A 16,690-nucleotide genomic window follows, 5' to 3' on the forward strand; every position below is an offset into this window, starting at 1 on the left:
TCATTTTCCCCTTTCAATCAATTTCTTTTTGAATATTGCGTCTAATTCAGCCAATGAAAGCTCGTACAGCTGCCGGCCGTCAGGCGTTTTAAAATACCCCATTTTAAGCAGCCGCGCTTTAAGCTCGTCCTTTTTCCTTTCACAATAAAGGGCCTTCATTAATTCATTCACACAAGGCCCCCCTTTAACAGCTCCCGGGCCATATAATGAAAATGGTGATAGATATAGTTTCCGGTCGCGCTCGGATTAATAAAAACGGTTGAGAAATTGTAACGGACTTCAAACGTTTTTAAGCTGCCAAGCAAAGATTGCGGCTTATATTGTGAGCGATATTTTCCGTTCAATATTTTTTGGTAGCCTTCCAGATCCTCCACAAGAAGAGTGAAGGGGTGTTTGGCTGCACGGATCAATTCATTTTCAAACCGAGAACGGTCCTTAATGGATTGAACCAGCTCATCAACTCCATTTTTCCGTTCGATAGCAGCGTTCAAATACATGTCCCGGCTAATCCCGTATTCCTCGTTTTTCGGGATCATGGCAGAATAGTCGCCCGTCTTCATCCCTTTGAATTTGATAGATACGTTCTTTTTGCGGAGATAGTCAAGAACATGCTGGTTCTTCTGCTCCCTCGTATCCACAATAATGATCATGCTGTCGAGAATATTTTTTAATTCTGTATCCGAATAGTTATAGTGAATAATCGTCATGCTTTCTTCCCCTTAAAGTACGACATGGCCCTTTCATAGATTTCTAAAGAGAGTTTGTCCGTTTCTTCATCCTCAAAATTCGCAACGGAGCTGTTCAGATCTCTCCAGCCGTTCTCCCAAAATAGAACAAGCAATCTCGCGGCTTTGATTGCCGCATCCCACTCATGATTGAACCAGTCGTCTATTTTTGGATTCATTTCTTGATCTATGCCCATAAAATAATTGATGATTTTATCAATGGTCTGTTTGACTTTATGATCCTGCACTGAGTATTCACCTTTTAAATACTGGATGATCCGTTTTTTATGTGACTGAACAAATTCCACAAGTTCTGGATAGACGTTCTCCGGATGCTCAATATAAAGGTCATCCCCATCCAGAACTAAAGGTGAACCTAAAAAGGCAAGGTCTTCACAAATTTGTTTTGGGTGCATTTCCCTCACCTTTGACAAAGAGCTTATTTCCTTTACCTCGTTTGAATTCATAACCATAGGTAGCTACAACATTATAAAAATTTCTTTTGCCTAGTAATAAGCTTTTGACCCACTTTTCATATTCTTGATAAAGTTGTTTAGCCTCAATCTGTTGTTTGGAAATTTTAGAGGAATACTTTTTCAAAAATGTTGATATTAATGATTGTTCATCATTTTCATTCCGAACACTTAGTTGTTTTTCTAAGTCTTCAATGACTTTGTTCAACCTATCAATTTCTCTTTTTTGATTGATATACAATTTATTTTTTTCCGTTAAGGTCATTTCATCTATTTTCATTATTGAATTCACGTTTGAAATCTCCTTTCATCAATTTCTCACAGTCGTTTCCAGATAATGTCGTTACTTTTGTTGCTTTTTCAAAAAACACGCCTCACTCCTACTCTCCCAAGGGATTGAACGTTTTTTTGTTACTTTTGATACTCAAATATTTATTAACGCCCTATAAATAATTAATATATATATTTATTTTTTATTTATTTTTTCAGTAGAGGGAACATAGCAGAAAAGTATCAAAAGTAACACCAGTTTTTAACAAAAGGCCTAAACCCCTTATTGTATCAACGTTTATAGCCGATTCCATAAATTGTATAGTGTTACTTTTTTGTTACTTTTTAATCGAGAAGCAAAACCGTAATTTAAATAGACACCTTCTATAATTAATTTTTATAATTTTTTTCTTTGAATACTTGTGACATTACTTTTTAATTCCGATGGATTCTGCCTCTGTTTCAAAGGATTTAATTGCTTATGCAAATCTCGGTTTTCTTTTATTAAACCGATCCCATCAAAATAATTTTTGTTATAGTTGCCGCGATATTTTTTAAATCCACGAATTTCGAGTTGCCGATAAAAAGCCCGGTTCTTCAGTTCAATTTCGTCATTTTCAAAACACCAGTCTTTGTAATCTTTATAGAGCTCCTTGGCCTCTACCTTGGCCTTCGGATGTTGGATGCATCTTTCTTCCATGAATGGACCGAGAATGTCCATATCCTCCCGATAGCCATCTGTTGCCTTCTTGATCGCTTCCGGTTCTCCCAGGCCTTCCTTCTGCCACTTCAAACAGCCCTCAACAGCCCAGCGAAGGATCCCAGGCATTTCTGCAGCCAGTTTCTGCGGCAGCTTCTTGTCTACTTTTTCTTTTGGAATCGTGACAGTAAACGGAATCAGCCGGATCCGGCGCCAAATACCTTCATCGCTGCCTTTCACGATCGGTTTATGGTTTGTGGTAAAGAAGACTTTAAATTCCGGTGTAAACTCAAAGTATTCCTGGCGAAGAAAACGCGCTGACATCTTTTCTCCGCCAGTGATCTGCTTCACCAACGATTCAGACAGCTGCTGTCCCTCTTCACTCTCGACAGCCGACACAAACCGGGCGCCGTCCAACCTGGCAATGTCATTGTTTATGGCGCTGTCATTTTTCTTCTTTATGAAGGTGTCGCTGTTTGTCTGCCGCCCATAGTCCCCGAACAGGTGCTGAACAGTATTGATAAAAGTTGATTTACCATTCCGACCATTTCCAAATAGAAAGAACATGACCTGTTCTGTGGTGTCCCCGGTCAGCGAATAGCCAATTGCCTTTTGCATGAAATCAATAATTTCATAGTTTGGCGTGCCCTGGTCATCTATAAAAATACTTTCCAAGAAAGTTTTCCAGTTCGGGCAGTCGGCATCAGTTTGATAAGAGATAGGAGATATTTTCGTGAAAAGCAGATCCCGATCATGCGGCAGAAGTTCGCCTGTTTTTAGATCGATCACACCGTTATCGCAATTAAAAAGATATTTGTGGGAATCCAGTTCCTGCTTCCTCACTGAAACCATTGGCCGAACATCTAAAATTGTGTTCATCCGTATGTTGCGGCGCTCGCATTTCTTCGCCCAATCGTTCAGCTGCTTTTTTCGGAATTTGTCTTCTGTGGCCTTAGCCTCGCCGTACAACGCCCGTAATGTCTTGGCGGTGATAGCTTCAATTTTCCGTTTGCTGTCTTCTTCCCATCGCTTGCCGTTCCAGATCAGCCAGTCAAGCTCGTTACAATATCGAATATTCTTTCCGTGGTAGTAGACAATTCGTTCAGCGTTGCCGAGCTCCGTCAAATGAAACGCCGGCGGAGTGTCAATGATCTCTTCGGTATCCTCAACTTGAGAATTTTCGGGATGGGAAATATATATTTCATACGGCTGTTCCTGCTGCTCTTCCAGCAAATCAGAAATTGTCGTATGAGTAGAATAAACGGCCGCGGCAATGGTCATTTCTCCATATGTAGCGCCATCGGATGAATGCTGCCGATCCCATTTCTCCCGGAACAAACCTGATTCGCGAAACATTGAATCCATTTTTGCGGGATCCTTATCCGTCCAGAATGCCAAATGATTACACAAAGCCATATCTGTGGCCGAGTGATCATCATTTATCAGATGACCGTTAAACAGATCCTGAATGCTCTTCCCGTTCTTGCTGTTGAACATCCTTTCCCATATCTCCTTATTAGAGAGGTTGCTCATATCACGGGATGAAGCAGCAGGGAGTTTGGAAGGTTTCGATTCTTCTTTTTTATCCTTCAAATATTTCTCGAAAAGCTCTTTGAGCTCGTCCGTTCGTTCTTCAACGGCCCCGATCCCGAGACTATTGCCGGTAAAGGTGAAATAACGGCCATGGCGGTATACTTCCAGCCCAAGTTCAGGATTTTTCCTACCTGTGCCCGGCCCCCGCAATGGGATCTTACCTTTTGTGATGATGTGGACTCCTTTGCCGCTGGGTGAATATTCGGTGTAACTGCTAATGGCCTGAACGATTTCCTCAGCGAATGGGGACAAGACACCGTCCTCCACACAATGATCTATGTCTATGCCGATGAACGGATCATCTTTTGAAAACATGAAGCCGATCCCGTCATAATCTCGATCGTTATAGAATTTCAAAACGGTCGGGAATGTCGACCAGGTTCTTTTATTACTGGATTGAGCCATGCTGCCGTCAATCTGGTACGGCACTTTTGTTTTCTTACCGTCACGTTCTTCGGAACGCCATAAAATCCACTGAGGGGCGTTTTTTAGCTCTTGCGGTATGTTTTTAAATTCGTACATGTGATAATTCCCCTTTAAAAACGAGGGAGCTATACACTCCCTCATATGTGTTTTTTATGATCAAAACGGTATATCATCGTCACTGATATTAATTGGTTCGGTTTCCGGTGCTGGCGCTTCTGACGGCTTAAACGCTTTGACTTCTGGATATTTCTTGCCGTTATGTTCTCTTTCCCCGACAAGCAGGCGAACCGGTTTATTCAGAAACGCCTTGGCCCATTCGATATGATCCTTAAATTGCATTCCGTTTGGAAAACCCGCGGCCTTTGATGCTTGGTGAAATCTCCACATTGCATTTTCCGTAACGGTGAAATTGTCGTATAGAATTTTCTGGCCCTGGCATGGCTGCTCAACGTCAGAACGAATTTCATAATCTACGACAAGGCGCTCATTTCCGGATGCAGCCGTTTTGGCTTCAAAGTTGATAACTGTCGCTTCGTATTCTCCTGGTTTAATCGGTTCAAAAGCTTCACCTTTGCTGTGGTCTACTGTAAACATTATTTTTCCTCCTTAGTCTTTAAAGCTTGTAATCTATCAAGTGCGGCAGATGCCAACTTAATAGTCCATTGATCAAGTTTTTTATTTGCTTTGATCTGAAATTCTTCAATCATCTGGGCGGCTGTTTCGTTGCCGGCGACGATTGTTTTAATTTCATCAATCAATCGAATCCGTTCGGCTTCTTCCTCTGCTTTCACGTCAATACCGAGCTCAAGCCATTGGTAAAGCTTGCGGCCGACTTCTGGATTGAGCTTAAAAGAAGATCCTTCAAACATGCGGGTATTATCTTTTGATGTTTCCGCCAAATGATCAATACCAATATTGAAATTGAGCATGAATTCATACTCCATTTCGTCTTTTTGCACAGGCTTGGTCCCGACCTTACGCGGCGCCATTTTCCCCTCACTGTTCGGCTCAACAACGTACTCAGTTTTGGTCCGAAGCGTCGCCAGAATGTGAACGTCATTTTGCGTTAACGTTTTTATTAATTTCGTAGTTTCGGGCGCAAGTTTACCCCAGTTTTGAAATGAGTTACCTTGCATTTCCCCATGTTTTTCAACGATGCCACCTTCCCCCGCCCAATTGTGGGAAAGCGAGTCAATTATGACAACTTCTGCACCGGCTTCCTTAATTGCTTCAAGAGCCATTTGATACCGTTCTGTGGTATAAGGCGGTGTAAAATCGATGTGCTTGAAGCTGCCAATCCGTACATCATCAAATTGCAAGTTTGCATACAGTTTGGCGCGACGGTGCTCAGTATCCACAACACCAATCTTTGACCAGACTTCCTTATCACTTGCATCCGGGTATGCTTCCCGCATCATTCCGTAAGCAACTAGCAGGGCGCCGGCAGTCTTTCCGGATCCACTCGGCCCGATAAAGCCGACAATTGCCTTTTCTTTTTCACGCTGTGCGTTTGTGACTTGAAACATCTATTACACCTCCACTTTGAAGCTTGTGGAGGCAGGTTCTATTTCTACGCCCGGAACAACTTGTCCATTTTCATCAACGACAACCTTTTTGCCGTCCACCTCTTTAATGGACAGAGATTTTTTAAGGTCGCCCCATTTGACATCTTCTTTGATAAATTCAGTGAGACCGGCCTCTTTCACATGCTTGAGAAGCTGATCCTTATCGGTTGGCTTAGGCTGCTCTTTAATTGTGCGGCTTTTTGACTTACCGTAAGGTGTGGAAAGTGTTTTTGCTTTTGGATCCTGAACGAGCTGCTTTGAGTGATAAACGCTGACCAGTTTTTCAAAGAACGCCAGATTGTCCGCGAGAGGTTTTAGCTCCTGAGTTTCCCATTCATCGATACGCTGCCTTTCCGTTGCCGCCAGAGCCTTGATTTCTTTTTCCTGTGTCTTTAAAGCAGCTATTTTCCGAAACGCCCAATTTAGACTATTCATGTCCGTAATCTCAAACTGTGGACGGCTCTCCTGCTGCAGGCTATTATTTGAAATCTCGTTTAGTTCAAACGCCTGTAAAGGATTCATGTATATTGCCTCCTAATTGATTTTGTAATAAACTCCATTTAAAATAAGGTTGTTAAGTGTTGTTTTTAGTCGCCTCTGCCAAGGCGGCTTTTTTATTCATAAGCTGACGGATAAAATGCAGTCATTTGAATTTTCCTGTTAATTTCAGTCTCGTACCAAAAGCTATTATCATAGGAACGCTGATTAATCTCTGTGTTCAAATTTTCAGCGGCATCTTTCACGTTTTGAAGAGCTGCCTTTTCATTTTTACAGTGATAGACAATGTCAATCCTCCCACCATTTCTCAATGCATATTCGACAAGGTGCAATACTGAGTCAATCTGTTTTTGATCCATTTTCATCCTCCTTTTCTACCTCGTCTTTCAAATATTCCAAAGGATATCCGTAACGGTTGATCTCCGTGATCATTGGATGTTCGATATTCATTGAAACGATCTCCTTACAGTTGAAACGTTTAATCCCCTGTTCGCAAATTTGGACGCGATTTCGTGAAGCCGAACAACCTGTTCCGGGTGCTCCATCCGTTTAAGATCCTTGCAATTTAAAATGATTGTTGCAGCAATTTCTACACATCCTTCAAAATCATGTTCCTCGATCGCGGCAGGCAATTCCGAAATAAGATCTCGCGTTGAAATGAACAGCCTTTCCGCCTTTTCACGGTCAGCTTTTAGAAATCGGTTTAGGTTCATACCCGTACCACCTTTCTTTTTTCGGTATAATGTTCCTGTATAAGACAGGAGGTGAAACTATGAAACTAAATTATGATTGTGTCCGCTCAATTCTTCTAGAATTAGAGGAAAATTTAACTCTTAACGATGGCGTCACTTTATATCAGCTCAAAGATTTTGAGACATTCAAAGAGTATGGCTATGAAACTTCCGTTTACGCTTTAACCAAGTTAATCGAAGCTGACTTTTTAAACGGTTCGGTTTCGCGCGCAGACAATAAGATTGACTATATTGGTGTTGGCTCTATTACTTGGGATGGACATCAATTTTTAGACAACATTCGTGACAATGCTGTTTGGTCTAAAACGAAAGATGCCGTTAAGTCGTTATCAAGCGTTTCCTTGTCCATACTTTCAAATGTCGGAGAAAGCATCACGAAAAAGCTTATCGGTTTAGAATAATTTAATTTCTACACCTTGCACTAAGGCGTAGATAAAATCTTTCTCTTTCGGATAATGATCTTCAATGAATTTTGTCAAAGAAATCAAATCGTTGGTGTCGATAGATAATAATCTGTTGACGCCATCTTTTTTTGAATAAACAATAATATTTTTATTTGTCATTCTTTTTACTCCTTTCACAGATTAAATGATTGTTAAGTATTCCTGATTTTATAAGTTTTCAACAATAACATTAAATCTTGGCGGTCAATCTGTTTCGATCAAAGATTCAGCTTCCGCCAAGGTTTCTTGATCTGTTACTTCAAAACGTCTGTACAACCAATCTTTCTTTTTGTTCTGTTGTTTGCCACACATTACCCTCACCACCTTTCAAGAAATTCACGAAGTACTCACAATCAGGACATCAATTTCGCTTTCACAAATGCTTGATAAATCTTCATGAAACGCTCCGCCTCGCTTAATGCAAGCCATTCTTTTGTTTTGATCTTCATTTTCTCACCTCCCTTCAATGGGTCATAACATCTATAGCAATGTCGTTTTTATCAGCGAATTCTTCAAACAGACTTTTTTGTCCTGAGGCTCTTCCTAAATCACTAACTGTCGATACTAAGGTAACCATGAATAAAGTGATATCCGGATTCTGATAATCCCAAAGGAAATCGAATACCTCTTCTTCCGTTCCTATGCAATTGTCTATTCCTTTTTCTTTGACAGCATGCATGGTACTGAAATAGTCTTTCATTCCAAACTTTTCACCATCATACTGCTTACGGATGGGGAACATCTGCATCAATTCTCCGGGTGTAAGCTTTCCTATTACGGTTTGAATGAACTCAATTAAACGCAGCTTTACTTCTAGGAAACGGCGTGATCTAGCCTTCTCCAGGTTGATCATCTTGATTCCAGCAAACGCGATTTTCTTGAAATCGTCTGTGTCAATTTGATTAGTTCTTTGTATTTTTCTCGCACTCTCAATTACCGCTTTTTGAAACATCCTGTGGTAGATTGAGTAGTGGTCTGGCTTTCGAGTACCCTCGATCACTTTGAGTTGTGTTTTCATGAAAATCCTCCTCATTTGCTTAGTCCGCAGGGGCATCTTCCTCTTTTACTAGGAATGCTAGTCATCTTCCCCTACAATCACAATGTGATCTAATGCGAAGCGGAGACAGGAATCAATTAATTTATGTAACTTGATACCTGTTTCTGCACTTAAATCTTTTAACTGTTGATGTGTATCTGTACTAATCACAACAACTTTTTGCGCTTTTTCGGGCTGTTCACGTTTTAGTTCTAGTGTGCATGTCATGATAAACCCTCCTCATTTTTTAGGTCTGCATGATATTTAATTGCCATTGGTATTTTGATGTGATGGTCAGTGTATGTCGTTTCATTCCCTTGAGCTGTTGCTTTTTTTGAGTAACAGCTATCCACACTTCTTCAATCTTGAAATAGATCATTCAGAGTGCAGCCAAACAATTTGGTAAGCGCCTTTGCTTCTCTTAAAGTAAATTCCTTTTTCCCACGTTCCTTTTCATGGTAGGTCTGTGGATGAATACCGATTTTTCGAGCGACATCTTTTTGATACAATCCACGTTCTCGACGAGCAACGTAGAGTTTATGTATCATGACGCCTCACCCACACCGTACTTAATGGCCATTTCCTTCACGATCGCTAGATAAATTTCAGTCAAGCGAGCATCATCGCCAATAACGTCCATTTTGTTTACCTTGTCTATTTTTGACTTAGGCACACCGTTTAAGGCCATTTCGGATTTCTTATTCGTAAGCCTAATGGATAAACGACACCTCGCTCTATCTTCCAACAATTGATAACTTTCTTTCCTAACATCTGCATAGGCTTGGAAACCGCCTTTTGATAGCGCAATAGCATTGATGATCTTGTTCACTTTCTTTTTCCATTCAGTAGGATTAAGCGAAAGAACTTCTTTAATGTTGTCTTGCTTCTTTTCAACAGCATCAAGGCGTTTGTCTTGTTCCTGCTGCTTTAGTTGTGTACGGGCTACTGAATCAAAAATTTGCTTGAACATTTGTAGTTCAGGGCTTAACTGGGATGTATCAATTTGAGTTTGCTTGACGTTGTAATACTCATCCACAAGCATTTCATAAGCGTCCCAGGCTTGATCGGTATTTAGTGACTTCGCATGAAGCCATGCACCTTTTTCCGTCCAAAGGTAGAGCGTTTGGGCGTTTTTTGAACCATCCTCAATTTGCGTATGGTTGATAAAATCCCGTTTTTCCTTCCCTTGCAAAGAGTAAAAATGTTTCCCTTCTTTAAAGCGATTTATGTTACGTTTAAAATTCTCGGAGATCCGACGGTTATTCGTCCCATAGCTTTCTGCCAACTGGGTTGTTGTTAAAACACGTTGGTTATTCTTTTCAATAATTGATAGATTCATGGTTTCTCTCCTTTTTTCGCATTTCATGCGACATACTGATTAAAAAAAATAACTGTTGCTTCCTTACTCGTTAAACCTAGAACAGTACATATTAGATTTGCTTCTTTAATTGAGAAAGTTTCTCCGTTACTATTGAGTTTTCTATAGAATGTACTTCTATCTACGCCAATTTTTTTTTGCAAGCTCGCCGATAGTCATTCCATTTTCGACAATCTTCCCTCTTAACTTATTTACATTGACCACGCTATCACCCCCTTTTCTATTTTCGCATATAGTGCGATTTCGATTTTCATTATAGGCTCTTATTTTCTTAAAGTCAACACTAATTTCGCAAATATCAATAAATAAACGATAAAAAAATTATCTTTTGTTGCATATATGCGAAATAAGTGTTATTCTAACATTGGGAGGTGAAGAGAATGACAGTAGGAGAAAGAATAAGAAGTAGAAGAAAACAACTAAATATGTCAGTTGACCAGCTTGCCCAAAAACTGAAAAAAAACAGGGCAACGGTTTACAGGTATGAAAGTAATGAAATTGACAACATGCCCTTGACAGTACTAGAACCCTTAGCAAAGGCATTGAATGTTACTCCTGCATACCTAATGGGATGGGAAAGCACAGAACCTGTTCAGCTATCAACCAAATACCCATACTACCCGATAGGCATATCCGCCGGCCTTCCTTTATGCATAGACAGCATAGATGAGAACAATGTGGAGTACATCTTAATACCGGACAACCTTATGGGCAAATGGGCAGGTAGGAAAGACATCTTTATGATGCGGATTAATGGCGATAGCATGAATAGGATTATGCCCCACGACTCACTGATTGCAGTAAGGCCTGTACCATTATCCAATCTACGCGATGGAGATATAGTGGTTTACAGTGACGGCGGGGATTATGCTGTCAAGAGATTTTACCGCAGGGAAGATAAAGTTATATTTAGGCCTGATTCTTCCGATTTAAATTTTACGGATTACGTAACATCTGCTGATAACATCGATTTAAGAATTCACGGAAAAGTAGTTCTATATATCGCAGAATTAGATTAAGTTGTTAGCGCTAAAAATTTAATCACAGGCGGGACGATCACCCGCCTTTTTTTAAAGGAGTGAATTTAGTATGCCTGTCTATAAAGACAAGGAAAGGGGAACATATTATTTTATCATATCCTATACAAACAGAAATGGAGAATACAAACAGATAAAAAGAAGAGGATTTAAATCAAGCGGAGAAGCGAAGAGGGCTGAAGCAGAAACCCTTTTACGACTAGAAACTGACGACGGAGAAAATGAAGATAATCCAACTTTTGAATTTGTCGCAAAAGAATACTTGAAATGGTACAAAAAAAGAAGAAAGGCATCATCATATTTAAAAACAAGTAGCATTATAAATACTCACTTGATACCAAGGTTCGGGAGCAAGAAAATTAACAACATTCGTTCAAGGGACATAATGCGTTTTCAGAATGATTTGCTTGATAGATATGCCGTTGCGCACGTCAAAAAGATACATCAAGTTTTATCGGCTGTATTTAACTTTGCGATTAAACAAGAGTACACAAAAGATAATCCAGCACGTTTAGCAGGAAATGTGGATATAGAAGAAGATAAACACATCAATTATTGGACGTTAGACGAGTTTAAAGCGTTTATTCAACACGTAGATGATCAGTTATATTATGCACTTTTTATGACACTCTATTATAGCGGTATGCGAAAGGGAGAGTTATTAGCTCTCACATGGGGAGATATTGATTTTGACAGTAACACTATAAATATCGATAAGACCGTTTATAACCGAATAGTGACTAAACCAAAAACAACATCGTCTATACGAAAAATCATGATGCCTAAACACGTAATGAGGTTATTAGCTCAATTAAAAGCAAAAACCAAGACAAAAATGACATATGTAGTATTTGGGGAATTTCATGACCACATTTCAACTACAACACTAGATAGAAAATACGCTGAATACGTTAAGGCGGCAAAGGTTAAAAAAATTCGTCTACATGATTTCCGCCATTCACATGCTAGCTATTTAATTAACAGGAACACAATCCCATCTGTCGTGGCAAAAAGGCTCGGTCACAAGGATGTGGGCACAACACTCAACATATACAGCCATTTATATCCGAGCACAGAAAAAGAAGCCGTCCTCAAAATGGAAGACGACTTCAAGACTGCTGAAATTATTCACCTTAAAGAAGCTTGATACTCTAGCGCGTAAAAATTCTTACCACAATTCTTACCACGGTTTCATAAACCCTATCAAATCAACCTTAAAACTCAAAAGATGGAGACGGTGGGAGTCGAACCCACGTCCAGAAACGTCGATTGCTTCAGCGTCTACGAGCGTAGCCCTGCATATTTAGTTTCGCTCATCTTCGTGCCTGCGGGCGGGCCCTAGGAGAGCTAGTCTGATGAGTCTCTTCCTGCGCCCTCAGACGGGGGCGCAAGCGTAGCCTACTTCGTTATGGGCTCTTAACCGGCACATAGGCGATGCGGGCAAGAGCTCGCTGCGCTAATTAGGCAGCTAGTGCTAAGTTCTGGTTAGATTTGCCAGTTATATTTAGGTGCGTTTTTACGAGATCGCCTCTCGGCTCGCAGCTCAAGCTCGATCCGTCCCTGTCGAATCCGTAACGTCCCCTTGGATGAAAAGGAAGCCGGATCACTGGCTGCATCACTATTATAACAAGATCACGCGTCAATTCCAAATGGTAATGTCTGTGATCACGTTCATATAGGATAACATGAGTTCTGGCTTTAGATCAAGCCTTTTTGCCTGTCGCGGAACGCTCTTTCGATTTCGCGTTTGGCGTCTTTGCGCTTCAAGTCTTCGCGTTTGTCGAACTTCTTCTTCCCTTTTCCGAGACCGAGCAGCACTTTTGCGAAGCCGTTCTTCAAATAAATCTTGAGCGGTACGAGCGAATATCCCTGCTCTTTCGTCAAACCGATCAATTTGTTGATCTGCTTGCGGTGCATCAAAAGCTTTCTCGTTCGCAACGGATCATGGTTGTAGCGGTTCCCCTGCTCATACGGGCTGATGTGCATATTGTGGAGGAACACTTCTCCGCGTTCAATTTTGGCAAACGCGTCCTTTAAATTCACCCGACCGGCGCGAATGGACTTGATTTCCGTTCCTTGAAGCACGATGCCTGTTTCGTATGTTTCTTCTATGAAATAATCGTGATTTGCTTTTTTATTTTGGGAAACAACCTTCCCTTCTCCCTTTGGCATACGGCAACCTCCTCCCGCCTTCAATCTCACTAAAGGGCGGCGAATACGTATTATTCTATCAAATGAACGTTCGTCTTACAATTTCGCCGCCCTTTTTTTGACGTGTGCCGTCTATTTTTTCTTTTTCTTGCGTTTTTGTTTCGGCGCGTTTTGAAAACCGCGTTTTTTCTTTACTTTTTTCTTTTTCGGCTTGGTGAACCATTCCCCTTTGTCAGCCGATGGAGCCTCTCTTTTTGAAGCCTTTTTCTGCTTTGGCTCCGGCTTCTGCCGGCGGCGGGAGCCTTTCATGCCGACGATTTCAAAATCGATGTTCCGCTCGTCTTTATTGACGTCAACGACGCGGACCGTAATCTCATCGCCGATCCGGTACACGTTGCCCGTGCGCTCGCCGATCATCGCGTAGTGCTGTTCATCATAACGGTAGAAATCATCCGTCATAAAGCTGACGTGGACAAGCCCTTCGATCGTGTTCGGCAGCTCGACGAACATGCCGAAGTTCGTGACGGAGCTGATGACGCCGTCAAATTCTTCACCGATCTTATCCAGCATAAATTCGGTTTTTTTCAGATCGTCCGTTTCCCGCTCCGCATCTACGGCATTGCGTTCCATATTTGACGTATGCTCGGCGATCTCAGGCAGTTTCTCGGCCCATTTTTCCCTTGTCGCTTCGTCTGTCTTGCCCTGAATCAAATAGGTCCTGATCAGTCTGTGGACGATTAAGTCAGGATAGCGGCGAATCGGAGACGTGAAATGCGTGTAGAATTCAGTCGACAAGCCGAAGTGCCCCAGGCTTTGCGGATCGTATTTCGCCTGTTTCATCGACCTGAGCATAACCGTTGAAATTACGGCTTCTTCAGGACGATCCCTGACTTCTTCAAGCACGCTTTGCAGCGCTTTCGGATGGATACTTCCCGCCGTTCCTTTGACGACATAGCCGAATGTCGTAACGAACTCCAAAAATCTCTGCAGCTTTTCCTGATCTGGATCTTCGTGAATCCGGTAAATAAACGGAACATTCATCCAATGAAAGTGCTCAGCGACCGTTTCATTGGCGACAAGCATAAATTCTTCAATCAGCTTTTCAGCAGTCGACCGTTCTCTCAAGACGACGTCCTTCGCTTTTCCTTCTTCGTCGACGAGAACCTTCGCTTCCTTAAAGTCAAAGTCGACGGCTCCGCGTTCCATCCGCTTGCCGCGCAGAATCGCAGCCAAGTCTTCCATGTCTTTAAACATCGGGACAAGGGCCTCATACTTCTGTTTCAGCTCTTCATCATCATCGACTAAAATTTTGTTCACATCAGAATAAGTCATCCGCTCGGTCGTTTTAATGACGCTTTGAAAAATTTCGTGCTCGACGACTTGCCCTTGAGGATTAATGAGCATTTCGCATGACATTGTCAGCCTGTCGACCTTCGGATTCAAGGAGCAGATTCCATTTGACAGCCTGTGCGGGATCATCGGAATCACCCGGTCGACAAGGTAGACGCTCGTGCCGCGTTCATACGCTTCCTGGTCAATCGGAGATCCTTCCGTTACATAATGGCTGACGTCGGCAATGTGGACGCCGAGTTTATAATGGCCGTTTTTGAGTTTTGTGACGGTAACGGCATCGTCCAAGTCTTTGGCATCTGCGCCGTCGATCGTGACGATCGTTTGATCGCGCAGATCCCGTCTGCCTTCAAGATCTTTCTCATCGATTGTATCAGGCGTATTGCCGGCCTGTTCCATCGCCTCAGCCGGAAAGTCTCCCGGGAGGCCGTGCTTATGAATAATCGAAAGAATGTCGATGCCGGGATCGTTTTTATGACCGAGAATCTCGATGACTTCCCCTTCTGCACTCATCCGGCCTTCAGGATAGCTTGTCAGGCGGACGACGACTTTATGACCCTCGACGGCGCCGTTTTTGGCGTGCTTCGGAATAAAGATGTCATTCGTGATTTTTTTATCGTCGGGAATGACGAAGCCGAAGTTTTTCGTCTCTGTGTATGTGCCGACAATCTTCTGAATGTTGCGCTCGATGATGCGGATGATGGCCCCTTCTTTTTTTGTACCGCCGGATTCTGTGCTCAGGCGGACGAGCACGGTATCTCCGTTCATTGCTGTGTTCAGCTCAGACGGCGGAATGAAGACATCGTCAAGCGAGGAGTCTTCGGGAAGGACAAACGCGAAGCCTTTCGCGTGCGCCGACACCTTCCCTTTGATCAGATTCATTTTTTCGGGCAAACCGTAGCGGTTGCTTCTCGTTCTGACGACAAGCCCTTTTTCTTCAAGGGTTACAAGAGCTTTGACGAGCTCTTTGTATTCGTCCGAATCGGTGATTTCCAGCATCTCTTCCAGTTCCTGAACTGTAAGAGGTTTATATGCTTCTTCTTTCATAAAGGAGAGAAGCTTATCCATAAATTCTTCTTTTTCCACTAATCAGACCTCCTTATGTCTGCCAATCCAACGTTTCTAAAAATTGATACACATCCTTGTGCAGTGTTTCGCGTTCTTTATCCAATGTGATGGCATGACCTGATTCTTCATACCATTTCAGCTGCTTATCATCCGTTTCAACTTCATTGTAGATGATGTTTGCGCTATCCGTATTAATCATATGATCGTGGCGCGCCTGCACGACAAATGTAGGCGAATAGATCATGTCCACATGCTCTCTGACATCGGCAATCAAATCCTGCAGTGCTTTCAACGTGTTCATCGGCGTTTTTTTGAATTCTTCCATCTCAGCGTTAATCTGCTCCGCTGTCTTGCCTTCAAATTTCTTATAATTGCGGGCATAATCAAGCACACCCTCGTACATCGTCTCTTCGCTTTTGATGTACATCGGCGCGCACATTGGAACAATTCCCTTTATGGGTACAGTGTAACCCAATTTCAATGAAAAAACCCCTCCGAGAGACAGTCCGCAAGCGGCGATTTGTTCATATCCTTCCGATTTCAGATATTCATATCCGTCCATGACGTCTTTCCACCAGTCTTCCGGTCCTGTGGAGAGAAGTTCTTCTGGAGGCACGCCGTGGCCTTTATATTGGGGCGCATGGCATGTGTAGCCTTTTTCATTCAAATATCTTCCGAGCATTCTAACGTCCGCCGTGTTGCCCGTAAATCCGTGCAGCAGCAGGACGGCTTTTTTTCCGCCTTTAAATGTGAAAGGTTGTGGTTTGACAATTTTCATGATTCACTGTCTCCTTTTCATATGTATTCTTCCACGTTTAGTCTTGAAACAAACTTTATCAATCGGCCGGCCCCTTCAGACAAAGACCGGCAAATAGGAAAAAGGCCTGACTTGAACATCAGACCTCATGCTTCATTGTCTTATACAAAGTAAGCAAGCGCAATCGTTAAGAAAAAGAAAAGCACGGTTAAAACGACCGTCATCCGGTGAAGAATCAAATCAAGTCCTCTTGCTTTCTGCTTTCCGAAAAGCTGCTCGGCTCCGCCGGAAATCGCGCCTGATAATCCGGCGCTTTTGCCGGATTGCAGTAAAACGACAACGATTAATACGATACTTACAATCACTAATAAGACCGTTAAAAATGCGGCCATAACCTACACCTCCAGACAAACTGGCTGACAATAGTTTTATTTTACATGAAAAGCAAGCGCATGTCACGAGCGTTTC

General features: G+C 42.2%; 23 protein-coding genes and 1 other RNA gene. 3 read left to right on the plus strand and 21 right to left on the minus strand.

The genetic code is table 11. The annotated features are described in order from the left end of the window. The 10 genes from TRNA_RS43485 to TRNA_RS39370 form a co-directional block, all read right to left on the minus strand. Positions 1-171, minus strand: coding sequence for a Fur-regulated basic protein FbpA (locus TRNA_RS43485; RefSeq protein ID WP_009329251.1), 171 nt, complete (start codon positions 169-171; stop codon positions 1-3). Further along, entirely contained in the window at positions 168-707 is a 540-nt protein-coding gene (locus tag TRNA_RS39330; RefSeq protein ID WP_009329253.1) for an ERCC4 domain-containing protein, read from the minus strand. Before TRNA_RS39330 ends, TRNA_RS43485 begins: the two co-directional genes overlap by 4 nt. Beyond that, positions 704-1,141 (minus strand): hypothetical protein, encoded by a 438-nt coding sequence (locus TRNA_RS39335; RefSeq protein WP_011198317.1) that lies wholly within the window; start codon positions 1,139-1,141, stop codon positions 704-706. Before TRNA_RS39335 ends, TRNA_RS39330 begins: the two co-directional genes overlap by 4 nt. Then, on the minus strand, positions 1,119-1,490 hold the full coding sequence (locus TRNA_RS39340; RefSeq protein ID WP_011198318.1) for a hypothetical protein: 372 nt from the start codon (positions 1,488-1,490) through the stop codon (positions 1,119-1,121). Before TRNA_RS39340 ends, TRNA_RS39335 begins: the two co-directional genes overlap by 23 nt. 375 nt (positions 1,491-1,865) lie before the next feature. Then, positions 1,866-4,283 (minus strand): phage/plasmid primase, P4 family, encoded by a 2,418-nt coding sequence (locus tag TRNA_RS39345; protein WP_011198319.1) that lies wholly within the window; start codon positions 4,281-4,283, stop codon positions 1,866-1,868. Positions 4,284-4,343: 60 nt separating this feature from the next. Continuing rightward, positions 4,344-4,781 carry a DUF669 domain-containing protein gene (locus tag TRNA_RS39350; protein ID WP_009329263.1) on the minus strand — a complete coding sequence of 146 codons (438 nt, stop codon included), beginning with the start codon at positions 4,779-4,781 and terminating at the stop codon, positions 4,344-4,346. Next, a complete protein-coding gene (locus TRNA_RS39355) occupies positions 4,781-5,713 on the minus strand; it encodes an AAA family ATPase (RefSeq protein ID WP_011198320.1) in 933 nt (310 codons plus the stop codon). The genes TRNA_RS39350 and TRNA_RS39355 overlap by 1 nt, the downstream gene beginning before the upstream one ends. 3 nt (positions 5,714-5,716) lie before the next feature. After that, positions 5,717-6,274: a host-nuclease inhibitor Gam family protein gene (locus tag TRNA_RS39360; protein WP_011198321.1), complete on the minus strand. Its 558-nt coding sequence runs from the start codon at positions 6,272-6,274 to the stop codon at positions 5,717-5,719. Between the two features lie 92 nt (positions 6,275-6,366). Further along, the gene (locus TRNA_RS39365; protein ID WP_011198322.1) at positions 6,367-6,609 is read right to left on the minus strand and encodes a hypothetical protein; all 243 of its coding nucleotides are present in this window, start codon (positions 6,607-6,609) and stop codon (positions 6,367-6,369) included. 87 nt (positions 6,610-6,696) lie between these two features. Further along, complete coding sequence (locus tag TRNA_RS39370) at positions 6,697-6,963, minus strand: YqaH family protein (protein ID WP_011198324.1); 267 nt, start codon at positions 6,961-6,963, stop codon at positions 6,697-6,699. Between the two features lie 59 nt (positions 6,964-7,022). Between TRNA_RS39370 and TRNA_RS39375 the strand changes: the two genes are divergently transcribed. Continuing rightward, positions 7,023-7,403: a DUF2513 domain-containing protein gene (locus TRNA_RS39375; RefSeq protein WP_011198325.1), complete on the plus strand. Its 381-nt coding sequence runs from the start codon at positions 7,023-7,025 to the stop codon at positions 7,401-7,403. Here TRNA_RS39375 and TRNA_RS43970 read toward each other — a convergent pair. From TRNA_RS43970 to TRNA_RS44505, 6 genes are all read right to left on the minus strand, one after another. Next, positions 7,395-7,565 carry a hypothetical protein gene (locus TRNA_RS43970; protein WP_011198326.1) on the minus strand — a complete coding sequence of 57 codons (171 nt, stop codon included), beginning with the start codon at positions 7,563-7,565 and terminating at the stop codon, positions 7,395-7,397. The two genes, TRNA_RS39375 and TRNA_RS43970, sit on opposite strands and share 9 nt — an antisense overlap. 343 nt (positions 7,566-7,908) lie before the next feature. Further along, positions 7,909-8,463: a hypothetical protein gene (locus TRNA_RS39380; RefSeq protein WP_003185401.1), complete on the minus strand. Its 555-nt coding sequence runs from the start codon at positions 8,461-8,463 to the stop codon at positions 7,909-7,911. A gap of 57 nt (positions 8,464-8,520) precedes the next feature. After that, on the minus strand, positions 8,521-8,709 hold the full coding sequence (locus TRNA_RS39385) for a hypothetical protein (protein ID WP_016886536.1): 189 nt from the start codon (positions 8,707-8,709) through the stop codon (positions 8,521-8,523). A 131-nt stretch (positions 8,710-8,840) separates the two neighbouring features. Continuing rightward, positions 8,841-9,029 (minus strand): helix-turn-helix transcriptional regulator, encoded by a 189-nt coding sequence (locus tag TRNA_RS39390; RefSeq protein WP_003185403.1) that lies wholly within the window; start codon positions 9,027-9,029, stop codon positions 8,841-8,843. Next, positions 9,026-9,820 carry an ORF6N domain-containing protein gene (locus TRNA_RS39395; protein ID WP_011198327.1) on the minus strand — a complete coding sequence of 265 codons (795 nt, stop codon included), beginning with the start codon at positions 9,818-9,820 and terminating at the stop codon, positions 9,026-9,028. The genes TRNA_RS39390 and TRNA_RS39395 overlap by 4 nt, the downstream gene beginning before the upstream one ends. A 23-nt stretch (positions 9,821-9,843) precedes the next feature. After that, the gene (locus TRNA_RS44505) at positions 9,844-10,002 is read right to left on the minus strand and encodes an XRE family transcriptional regulator (protein WP_374939103.1); all 159 of its coding nucleotides are present in this window, start codon (positions 10,000-10,002) and stop codon (positions 9,844-9,846) included. 237 nt (positions 10,003-10,239) lie between these two features. Between TRNA_RS44505 and TRNA_RS39405 the strand changes: the two genes are divergently transcribed. Both TRNA_RS39405 and TRNA_RS39410 read left to right on the plus strand, forming a co-directional pair. Next, the gene (locus TRNA_RS39405) at positions 10,240-10,878 is read left to right on the plus strand and encodes a LexA family protein (protein ID WP_011198328.1); all 639 of its coding nucleotides are present in this window, start codon (positions 10,240-10,242) and stop codon (positions 10,876-10,878) included. A gap of 70 nt (positions 10,879-10,948) precedes the next feature. After that, on the plus strand, positions 10,949-12,043 hold the full coding sequence (locus TRNA_RS39410) for a tyrosine-type recombinase/integrase (protein WP_003185410.1): 1,095 nt from the start codon (positions 10,949-10,951) through the stop codon (positions 12,041-12,043). A gap of 79 nt (positions 12,044-12,122) precedes the next feature. Here the strand turns inward: TRNA_RS39410 and ssrA are convergent. The 5 genes from ssrA to secG all read right to left on the minus strand — a co-directional run bounded on the left by ssrA (position 12,123) and on the right by secG (position 16,614). Further along, positions 12,123-12,478, minus strand: a transfer-messenger RNA (tmRNA) gene (ssrA, locus tag TRNA_RS43490). A 116-nt stretch (positions 12,479-12,594) separates the two neighbouring features. Then, positions 12,595-13,068, minus strand: a complete 474-nt coding sequence (gene smpB, locus TRNA_RS39415) for an SsrA-binding protein SmpB (RefSeq protein ID WP_009329604.1) — start codon at positions 13,066-13,068, stop codon at positions 12,595-12,597. A gap of 111 nt (positions 13,069-13,179) precedes the next feature. Continuing rightward, positions 13,180-15,483, minus strand: a complete 2,304-nt coding sequence (gene rnr, locus TRNA_RS39420) for a ribonuclease R (RefSeq protein ID WP_003185414.1) — start codon at positions 15,481-15,483, stop codon at positions 13,180-13,182. Between the two features lie 13 nt (positions 15,484-15,496). Then, on the minus strand, positions 15,497-16,243 hold the full coding sequence (locus TRNA_RS39425; RefSeq protein WP_011198329.1) for an alpha/beta hydrolase: 747 nt from the start codon (positions 16,241-16,243) through the stop codon (positions 15,497-15,499). 140 nt (positions 16,244-16,383) lie between these two features. Continuing rightward, positions 16,384-16,614: a preprotein translocase subunit SecG gene (gene secG, locus TRNA_RS39430; protein ID WP_003185418.1), complete on the minus strand. Its 231-nt coding sequence runs from the start codon at positions 16,612-16,614 to the stop codon at positions 16,384-16,386. Positions 16,615-16,690 lie beyond the last annotated feature (76 nt).

Source organism: Bacillus licheniformis DSM 13 = ATCC 14580 (genome assembly GCF_000011645.1).
In the GTDB taxonomy this organism is placed as follows: domain Bacteria; phylum Bacillota; class Bacilli; order Bacillales; family Bacillaceae; genus Bacillus; species Bacillus licheniformis.

Coding starts and splice junctions, on each gene's coding strand:
- TRNA_RS39330 (WP_009329253.1), bottom strand. CDS start 707: ATGACGATTATTCACTATAACTATTCGGATACAGAATTAAAAAATATT.
- TRNA_RS39335 (WP_011198317.1), bottom strand. CDS start 1,141: ATGCACCCAAAACAAATTTGTGAAGACCTTGCCTTTTTAGGTTCACCT.
- TRNA_RS39345 (WP_011198319.1), bottom strand. CDS start 4,283: ATGTACGAATTTAAAAACATACCGCAAGAGCTAAAAAACGCCCCTCAG.
- TRNA_RS39350 (WP_009329263.1), bottom strand. CDS start 4,781: ATGTTTACAGTAGACCACAGCAAAGGTGAAGCTTTTGAACCGATTAAA.
- TRNA_RS39355 (WP_011198320.1), bottom strand. CDS start 5,713: ATGTTTCAAGTCACAAACGCACAGCGTGAAAAAGAAAAGGCAATTGTC.
- TRNA_RS39360 (WP_011198321.1), bottom strand. CDS start 6,274: ATGAATCCTTTACAGGCGTTTGAACTAAACGAGATTTCAAATAATAGC.
- TRNA_RS39365 (WP_011198322.1), bottom strand. CDS start 6,609: ATGGATCAAAAACAGATTGACTCAGTATTGCACCTTGTCGAATATGCA.
- TRNA_RS39370 (WP_011198324.1), bottom strand. CDS start 6,963: ATGAACCTAAACCGATTTCTAAAAGCTGACCGTGAAAAGGCGGAAAGG.
- TRNA_RS39375 (WP_011198325.1), top strand. CDS start 7,023: ATGAAACTAAATTATGATTGTGTCCGCTCAATTCTTCTAGAATTAGAG.
- TRNA_RS43970 (WP_011198326.1), bottom strand. CDS start 7,565: ATGACAAATAAAAATATTATTGTTTATTCAAAAAAAGATGGCGTCAAC.
- TRNA_RS39380 (WP_003185401.1), bottom strand. CDS start 8,463: ATGAAAACACAACTCAAAGTGATCGAGGGTACTCGAAAGCCAGACCAC.
- TRNA_RS39385 (WP_016886536.1), bottom strand. CDS start 8,709: ATGACATGCACACTAGAACTAAAACGTGAACAGCCCGAAAAAGCGCAA.
- TRNA_RS39390 (WP_003185403.1), bottom strand. CDS start 9,029: ATGATACATAAACTCTACGTTGCTCGTCGAGAACGTGGATTGTATCAA.
- TRNA_RS39395 (WP_011198327.1), bottom strand. CDS start 9,820: ATGAATCTATCAATTATTGAAAAGAATAACCAACGTGTTTTAACAACA.
- TRNA_RS39405 (WP_011198328.1), top strand. CDS start 10,240: ATGACAGTAGGAGAAAGAATAAGAAGTAGAAGAAAACAACTAAATATG.
- TRNA_RS39410 (WP_003185410.1), top strand. CDS start 10,949: ATGCCTGTCTATAAAGACAAGGAAAGGGGAACATATTATTTTATCATA.
- smpB (WP_009329604.1), bottom strand. CDS start 13,068: ATGCCAAAGGGAGAAGGGAAGGTTGTTTCCCAAAATAAAAAAGCAAAT.
- TRNA_RS39425 (WP_011198329.1), bottom strand. CDS start 16,243: ATGAAAATTGTCAAACCACAACCTTTCACATTTAAAGGCGGAAAAAAA.
- secG (WP_003185418.1), bottom strand. CDS start 16,614: ATGGCCGCATTTTTAACGGTCTTATTAGTGATTGTAAGTATCGTATTA.